We start from the raw sequence: 9,138 nt of genomic DNA, 5'->3' as shown, positions 1-9,138 counted from the left end.
TCAGCTCTTTTTTTGTTATGCAACTAACGGGGCAGGTTAGTTGTGCGAAATGTTTCTAGCTTAAATTGAGGATGGTAACATTACTCAGGTAAAGGTTAGACAGTTCCTCTCGGAACTGAAGGATTATATCGAAGAATCAAATGAATGGGGTAACGCCCTGAAGGGTTCTCTCTTAGTCGAATAGCACTGAATTTAGTAAGAATGATTGTGTTATAAGCTCGGTGAAAAGGCGTGAGAAATTACCGTAACAGTTCGGCTGACGAAAGCCTACTCGATGGAGTGGTGTAATTCATAATGCTTGAGTTGAATGAATATGGTGAGAATGCGAATAAACCTACAATAAAAGGTTAAGCTGACGAACTTCTGAATGTACGGGTCTATACCTGCGATACATAGAAATGTGTATAGCACCAAATTGTGAGGTTAGATGTGGGTGAGTAAAAATAACTAATATGAAAATCCATGATACGTTATAGGCGTATGAACGCTAACAGGCTTAAAGGAAGCACCTAAGTTCATTCTAAAATAGATATAATTCAACGTTGTAAGCAGATAACGTGAAGGACTTACTTCCGATGAAGCGTTGGCAAGGAAAGCATTAATGATACTAGTTACTGTATAACTTGTCTTAATATCAGTGAAAGTGGTGGCACAGTACCGATGAAATGTCTAACCCACATGGAGGGATAGCCACTAGACTAATAAAGATTTATTAAACCAAGTAAGGCAGTTCTTTATCGATTAATAAGGTTCTCGTGAGACTAAAAGAGGTTTAACTCCGAAAGGAGATACCGACTTATTGAAACGGAAGAAACTGAGACATAGTGAGTATTATAGTATGCAAGATTGTTTCGACACATTATATGCTCAAAGTGTCAGTGGTCATCATTTCTATGACTTAACAGAATTAATGAGTTCTAAAGATAATATACGCCTTGCCTACCGAAACATTAAAAGAAACACAGGTAGTAAAACTGCGGGGACAGATAAATTAACTATTAATGATATTCTGAATTTAAAAGTGGAGGATGTAATAGTAAAGGTTCAAGCCATGTTCAAATGGTATGAACCACAGTCAGTAAGGCGTGTATTCATTCCAAAAGGAAATGGGAAAACTAGACCTTTAGGGATTCCAACGATTTGGGATAGAATCTTTCAACAATGCATACTTCAAATTTTAGAGCCAATTTGTGAAGCCAAATTCCATAAACATAGTTATGGATTTAGACCGAACAGAAGCACTCACCATGCCAAAGCTAGACTTGAATTTCTAATTAACCAATCTGGACTCCATCATTGTGTTGATGTAGATATTAAAGGTTTCTTTGATAATGTAAATCATAGTAAGCTTTTAAAACAAATGTGGTCACTAGGTATCAGGGATAAATCACTTCTCTCTATTATTTCTAGGCTATTAAAAGCAGAGATTGAAGGAGAAGGTATTCCTACAAAAGGTACACCGCAAGGGGGTATTCTGTCACCTTTATTATCCAACATTGTATTAAACGAATTAGATTGGTGGGTTAGTGACCAGTGGGAAACGTTTGAAAGCAGATATACATACTCCACCAACGGTAGTAAGTATCAGCATTTAAAGAAATCAGCTTTGAAAGAGTGTTTCATCGTCCGTTATGCGGACGATTTTAAGGTAATGTGCCGAACTAGGTCACAATCAATAAAAGTGAACTACGCATTAAAAGATTTCTTGAGTAAAAGACTTCATTTGGAAACAAGTGAAGAAAAATCGAAGGTTATTAACCTAAAGAAAAACTCTTCCGAGTTTCTTGGTTTCTCAATAAAAGCAGTAAGAAAAGGAAAAACTAGGTTTGGCTATGTAGCAATTTCCGATATGTCAAAGAAGGCTAAAGCAAACGCCTTCCAAAAGATTAAGGAAGCTATAAAGGTAGTCAAAAAAAAGCCTTGCATTCAGACTGTTTTGAATTTCAATACTGTCGTTATGGGAATTCAAAACTATTATTCTGTCGCCAATAATATTACTATCAATCTAAATGAGTTAAACGCTCATCTACGCAAGACGTTATATAATCAACTAAAGAATATTAGAACCGAGGCAAGTTTTCATGAGATGACTAAGACCTTACAGAAAAGATACAAGGGATACAAGGCTAAACTGTACAAGATACAAAAAATGGTTTTTGTGCCCATCCATGCACAACGATGGAAAAAGACACTTGGTTTCTCCCAAGTGATATGTAACTTTACTACCGAAGGTAGAGCAAAAATTCATAATAGCTTAAAAGCTATCGACAAAAGTATGCTTTCCTACATCATGAGAAATTACATTCCAAACAGATCGATTGAATACAATGACAACAGAATCAGTAAGTTTATTGCTCAGTATGGTAAATGTGCCATATTAGGAGAAGAGTTAGGGATACATGAATGGCACTGTCATCACATAAACCCTTATTACCTTTCAAAAGATGATAGTTATTCAAACTTGCTTATTGTTCATAAAGCAGTTCATCAGTTAGTTCATCTAAAAGACAAAGATAAAATAGAAACTTTTTTACAATCTTTAAAGATTACTAATAAGCAGAAAGAAAAAGTGAATAAGCTACGATTAAAATGTCAAAATGAAATAATCTAATTTTGGAAAAACAGCACTCGTCTGCTTAATACATAGAAAGAATAAATTGGATTAGTTGGAACGCCGTATGAGATGAAAGTCTCATGTACGGTGTGAACAGGGGGAAAAGGGAGAGATAACTTCAAACCCTTACCTATCTGTATTAAGTATAATACTTCACAAAGTTATAGGAAAATGCCAATTTCCAAATTTGGAAAGTAGGATTTTCTTTATATTGATCTAATCATTTCATATTTGAGTGGCTTAAAATCTAAAATTCAAAGGTTAAAGGAGTTCATCAAATTGGAGCAAGTTACTTGTTAAATGAAAAATGGAATGTCACTAATTTTGAACACTCAAAAGGTGTTATGTTGTTAATAAGAATACTCGGTGGTTCAGTAGAAGAGCAGGTTGCAGGGTTATTACATGATGTTTCCTACAAAATAAAGGAGATATTCCTCTCATTTCAAACCTTACAACAACTGTAAGAGTTAATTGATCTTTTTTATTGTATGGTATTACTATAGAGAAATATACGTGGGAGGAAATTATATGAATATTTCAGATAAGCTACTTCAAGTCAAAGAAGTACATAAGATATTTGGTGAGGGACAAAGTGAAACTGTTGCGTTGCAGGGTGTTTCCTTTGATGTTCTTCCAGGAGAGTTTCTTGGAATCATGGGAGCAAGTGGATCGGGCAAGACAACATTGCTTAATTCCATTGCAACTATGCTAAAGCCAACAGCTGGACAAATCTTATTAGAGGGTAAGAATATATCTTCATTTAAAGGGTCAAAACTAGCAAAATATAGAGGAAGTAAGATAGGATACTTATTCCAAGAATTTGAATTGATCGATAACTTAACTGCTAGAGAAAATATCATACTACCGTTGTCCATACATGGCGTAAATCCTAAAGAGCAAGAAGAGCAACTTCAAAAATTAACTAAACAATTTGATATTGAGCCTGTATTGAATAAATTTCCGTCTCAGTTGTCAGGAGGTCAGAAGCAGAGAGTTGCTGCAGCAAGGGCTTTGATTTCAAATCCAAGCATTGTATTAGCAGACGAGCCAACGGGAGCCTTGGATACAAAAAATGCAAAAACCTTGATGGATAAATTATATGCTAACAATCAGGAAGAGGGGTCCACAATTTTGATGGTTACGCATGATGCAAATGCAGCAAGCTATTGTTCTAGAATTTTATTTATCCAAGATGGTTTGATTTTTCATGAGCTTCGAAAGAAAGTGCCTGGAGAAACCCAAAATTCTTTTTATGAGCGTATCCTAATGGTTTTGGCGCAGCTAGGAGGAGGTAGCAGCAATGTTCTTTGATTTTATCAAGCGTAATAGTCGTAAAACGCGAAAAGAAAATGGGGTTTACTTCGCCTCACTCGTCATTTCGATTGTTGCTTTTTATGTCATCCTGTCACTTGGTGAGCAAGATGTACTTGTCTATTTGAAAACCGTTGAGAGTGATGCGGTAGATCGGCTATTGTTAATGATTCCGATACTCTATGCTGTCTCACTGTTGTTCGTATTTTTCTTAGTTTATTTTGCAAATAGATACCAACTCCAACAACGTAGTCATGAATTTGGCATGTATTTAATGATGGGAATGAGGCAAAGTAAGCTGTTCTCCATGATTATGGGAGAAACATTGTGGAACAGCTTAGTTGCTCTATGCATTGGTGTTCCTATTTCGTTATTTTTAACAGAGCTCATTAGTTTGGCCACTTCAAGGCTTATTGGCATGGGGATTATTGGTCACGAGTTTCGCATTTCCTGGGTGGGGCTAGGATTGACGGTATTTGGTTTTATTGTCGTGCAATTATTGGCTGTGTTTGTTCTTAGCTTAAGAATGAGCAGGAAGGAACCAGTAGATTTGCTGAATGACCAAAAGGAAAAATCGCAACGAGTACTTTCACCTGTGTGGAGCAAGGTTAGCTTTCTGACTGGAGCAGCATTACTCCTTGGAACCATTTTCTTATGTGTAGCTTATGGATTGGCCGTATTATATTTGCGAAGCCTGGATTATAGGCTATTTGCGTTAATACTGCTTATAGGAATTTGTGGAACTTTCATCCTGTTTCGTGGCTTGGGAAGCTTAATTGGCGCATCGGTTAAACGTAAAAGCAGTTCTTCTACCGGTTTATTTGTATTTACAGCTAGACAACTTCAAGAGAATGTCTTGCATCAATGGAGCTCCCTTGCCATATCATCACTGTTAATTTTAATGGCGATGATTTGTTTCGCTTTTGGAACTTCTACTGCTTTAAATAATAGTACTACATCTAGTAGAACTGCCGACTTTACGTTTAGAGGATCAGAAGAAGAAATTGTTGCTGCACTCGTATCTGATCAAGTGACGCCCTACGTCAACAGCTATTACGAGATGAAAATAGGACATTTTTGGCCTACTGAAGCAGAAATGTCTGCAAATACAGCTGCACATACTTTTTCTTGGTCTGGATTAGAAGAATCCATCTCCAAAGATAAAAGTGCAGAAGAAAAAGAGCGTTTATTAAGTAATTTATCTTTTCATGATGAGCCTTATTTCATTGCACTTTCTAGTTATAATGCAATGCTAACATCTATCAACAAAGCGCCTATTATATTAGAAGACGATGAAGTTGCCATGTATTCTGATGAAGAATATTCACACTCTTATGATATATTAAGAAGGGCACTGCAGGATAATCCTACAGTTAGTATAGGTGAACAACAACATGAATTAATCTCGACATTGTACACAAGCAATGTCGTTGCAGATAGAGCGATTACGCTCTCCTATGCATTGATTGTACCTGATGATATTTATAATAGCTTCGTTAGAAGTTCTCAAGATTCATCGCTATGGAATATGGTGCTAAAACCTGAATTTGTTCAGGAAAAAGGGTTAATGCAGGCGACCTATGAAGTAGATCAGTTGATGAATACTTACGGTTTAGAATATGAAAGTTATCTTTCTAGCATGGGAAGACAGTTGTTTTATACAGTGGCAGGAAGCTATACGACATTTTATCTAGGCGTTATGTTTCTTATTATTGCAAATACGGTACTGGGCATAAACTTTCTTATGCAACAACGGAGTACAAGACATAGATACTATACAGTAGCTATGCTAGGGGCAAATATTGAATCACTTTGTTCATCAGCAAGGATACAAATATGGTTGTATTTTGGTTTAGTTATTTCGGTAGCATTAGTCAGCAGCATTTTTGGTATTTGGTCCTTGTTGACAACCTTCCCTTCAATGACCCTGAGCTTAGAAAATAGTATGGTGGTAGCCATTATTCTTATTGCGTTTATCGTTTTTGAACTTTGTTATATATGGATGATTCAACGAAAGAGTGATGAAGAAATAAAGAAATTAAAAGAGATTGAGTAGGAGTGAAATCATGGCAAAGATCGTCATTGTTGAGGACGACGTTTTCCTACGTGAAGAGTTACAAAGTATTTTAGAAAAAGAGGGATATTCTGTAGAGAGTATCTCTTCTTTTGATACGCTATTGGAAGATATTATTTCAGCTTCTCCATCGCTAATTATATTAGATTTAAATTTACCAAACCTATCAGGATTCCAAATTTGCCGATCATTAAAGGCTAGAGGAATAGGCCCCATTTTAGTGCTAACCTCACGCAATCAACTTCGTGATGAGCTGCATGCATTGGAATTAGGTGCAGATGATTATTTAACGAAGCCGTGTCATCCGAAACGGCTAATTGCTAGAATTCAAAAACTGCAGCACCTATATGCAAATATGCATATTCTTTTAGATGCTGGTGATTTTCAACTCGATGAGAAGACAAATGTGTTGTATGTTGGCAACAATTCGATTTCATTATCGGAGAATGAAGGAATGATTATGAAGCTCTTAGTGAAATGTGCACCTTCAGTGGTGAATAAGGAACAGTTATTTAATCAGTTATGGGGAAGTAGCGAATATGTGGATGAAAATATATTGCAAGTGAATATGACCAGATTACGTAAGACGCTTGATGAAGCTGGCTTGTCAAATCGAATCAAAACGGTCAGAGGAGTTGGTTATCAATTAGTAGGAGGTGCCTACCAATGAAACTAAGGGATTGGCTAACTCTGCTCAAGCTATCACGTGCTTGGATATTACTTCTTTGTATAAATAATGCTTTTTTTATTTTTCTAGCGTGGGTAGCGTATCCCGAAACATTCAAGCTTTTAGTGGGCATTATGATTGTTTTTTCAATCGCGAGTATTGTGTTGGGCATGTTCCTCGTTTGGAAAGGGAAGACGAAGCAAGACAAAGTATTTTATAAATTTCTAAGAGAGCCTTCACCGGAGCAAGAATCTGCATTGATACAATCGATTGGTGAAATACATAAAGAAAAGGTCAATGATTTAGCCAATAAATTACGGATGCTAAATGACCAGTTAGATGAGGTTAAATTACAGTCATTAGATTATGAAGAATTTATTGAAAGTTGGGTTCATGAGATAAAGACACCTATTTCTTTATTAACCTTTGTTTTACAAAATCGTAAAGAAGAAATGTCAGAATTGGTGTATCAAAGACTTGAGCATGCAAGAATTAATATCAGTGATAATGTCGAACAGATATTATTTTATGCAAGATTACAGGCAGCGCATGTTGATTATAGCCTAGAGAGAGTCTCGCTCAATCTCTGTTGTGAAGATGTACTGTTGGAACTTCAGTCATTACTGGATGAAAAAGAAGTTAAAGTTATTTCTCAGATGGAAGATGTGCCAATAGTGTCAGATGAAAAGGCGCTCCAGTTTATTTTCACGCAGATACTTGTTAATGCAGTTAAATACTCTAATGAAAAAATTGATAGCTTTATCAGGTTAAAAACTGGTTTTGATAGCGTGAAAAATCGGCATTATCTAAGGATATCTGATAATGGTATCGGGGTGCTTAATTCTGATCTTCCTTTCATTTTTGATAAAGGATTTACAGGAGATAATCCTAATAGAAAGCAGTCTACTGGGATAGGATTGTATCTTGTAAAAAAATTATGCGATGAACTGCAGATTGAAATTGAAGTTGAGTCTAAGTATGGGAAGGGATTTGTCATTCAATTTCGATTTCCGAAAATTGAGGATCAATAGACATTAATCATTCAATTTTAGATATTGTGAAAACTTACACTTAAACGGGTGCTTTAATACATTAAGGAGCTGTGGTTACAGTACCTTTTCTTATGCAGCTAATGGGGCAGCATTCCTGTAATGAATGAAAAGAGGTTTTAGTACGTATACCAGTTAAGTTTGTGATTAATACACTTAAGCTAACAGGTGCATTAGTAGAAGATCAAGGCTGTAACTGAGCAGCCTTTTTCTTAGTGTGCCAGGCATGGCAACTATCTAGGTGGTGAAAGTCCACTGTGGGGGTACACATCGACCAACCACTAAGGAAGCGCAAGGTACTTATCGTGAGGTAAGGGCTAGAGGAAGCGTGGAATAAAATCTTGGCTTGACGAACAGAAATCTGATACCAAGGCTCTATAAAGGGATAAGGCTCCTAAGCAAGTCAAAGTCCAAAAAGATGTGCGTAACTTTTTAGAGTAAATCAGGCGAGTAAAAGAGGAAAGATAGTTGTCTTACCCTGGGAGGTCTTGCGGATGTACAGTCGTACAGTCGAAAAAGGTTAGTCGCAAGAAGTCAGCAGAAGCCATAGTAATGAAGTTTTTTTTTCATGAAGGGCTGAACAATTTATAGTGTTTCAACGCCACGAATGCGCAAGTGATGTACTCCGAATGTGTTAATGGGGAAAGTATGAGCGTATCTCAAAGGATAACCAAAAATGAGACTATCACTTACTACGTGAGAGGAAGGGAGAAACGAGTGTGGAACTTTTAGAACAGATTCTAAGTAATCAAAATATGAATGAAGCCTACTTACGCGTTTATAAAAATAAAGGCGCAAGTGGAGTTGATGGAGTAACAGTTGATGAACTAAAGCAATATTTGAAAGAGAACAAGGATGAGCTGCGTAAGCGTATCAGAACAAGAAAATACCAACCACAAGCTGCCTTAAGAGTGGAAATCCCAAAAGAAAATGGAAAGATGCGCAAATTGGGAATACCAACAGTAGTGGATAGAGTCGTTCAACAAGCTATTCTTCAAGTTCTCAGCCCGGTATTTGAAGAGCAGTTCAGTGAATTTAGTTACGGTTTTAGACCAAAAAGAAGTTGTGAGATGGCCATTATAAAAAGCTTGGAAATTCTGAATGATGGATATGATTGGGTAGTGGATATTGACCTTGAAAGATTCTTCGATACAGTCCAGCACGATAAACTTATGCGAATCATATCTAACACCATAAAGGATGGAGACGTGATTTCTTTAATAAGAAAGTTCTTAGTCAGTGGGGTTATGGTGAACGGAAAATATGAAGAAACACCAATTGGTACTCCGCAAGGAGGCAACCTCAGTCCACTGTTAAGTAATATTATGTTGAACGAATTAGATAAGGAATTAGAAAGTAGAGATCTTCCATTCGTGAGGTACGCTGATGACGCTCTTATCTTTGTGAAGAGCGAGAAAGCAGC

General features: G+C 36.6%; 6 protein-coding genes and 1 pseudogene. All 7 read left to right on the top strand.

The window, feature by feature from the left end:
* Positions 1-838: 838 nt before the first annotated feature.
* Positions 839-2,611, top strand: a complete 1,773-nt coding sequence (gene ltrA, locus V7014_RS08380; RefSeq protein WP_335506083.1) for a group II intron reverse transcriptase/maturase — start codon at positions 839-841, stop codon at positions 2,609-2,611.
* A gap of 260 nt (positions 2,612-2,871) precedes the next feature.
* Positions 2,872-3,030 (top strand): annotated as a pseudogene (locus tag V7014_RS08375) (HD domain-containing protein); the annotation flags it as partial.
* A gap of 112 nt (positions 3,031-3,142) precedes the next feature.
* Positions 3,143-3,925: an ABC transporter ATP-binding protein gene (locus V7014_RS08370; RefSeq protein WP_335506081.1), complete on the top strand. Its 783-nt coding sequence runs from the start codon at positions 3,143-3,145 to the stop codon at positions 3,923-3,925.
* Positions 3,915-5,981 (top strand): ABC transporter permease, encoded by a 2,067-nt coding sequence (locus tag V7014_RS08365; protein ID WP_335506079.1) that lies wholly within the window; start codon positions 3,915-3,917, stop codon positions 5,979-5,981. Before V7014_RS08370 ends, V7014_RS08365 begins: the two co-directional genes overlap by 11 nt.
* 10 nt (positions 5,982-5,991) lie before the next feature.
* Entirely contained in the window at positions 5,992-6,669 is a 678-nt protein-coding gene (locus tag V7014_RS08360) for a response regulator transcription factor (protein WP_335506077.1), read from the top strand.
* Positions 6,666-7,697, top strand: a complete 1,032-nt coding sequence (locus tag V7014_RS08355; protein WP_335506075.1) for a sensor histidine kinase — start codon at positions 6,666-6,668, stop codon at positions 7,695-7,697. The genes V7014_RS08360 and V7014_RS08355 overlap by 4 nt, the downstream gene beginning before the upstream one ends.
* Before the next feature lie 737 nt (positions 7,698-8,434).
* On the top strand, positions 8,435-9,138 hold a 704-nt coding region (gene ltrA, locus V7014_RS08350; RefSeq protein WP_335506073.1), incomplete at its 3' end, for a group II intron reverse transcriptase/maturase.

The sequence above is a fragment of the Bacillus sp. JJ722 genome (assembly GCF_036963345.1).
In the GTDB taxonomy this organism is placed as follows: Bacteria; Bacillota; Bacilli; order Bacillales; family DSM-1321; genus Bacillus_AD.
The sequence above is the reverse complement of the archived record's forward strand: the minus strand, read 5'-3'. Positions and strand labels throughout refer to the sequence as shown.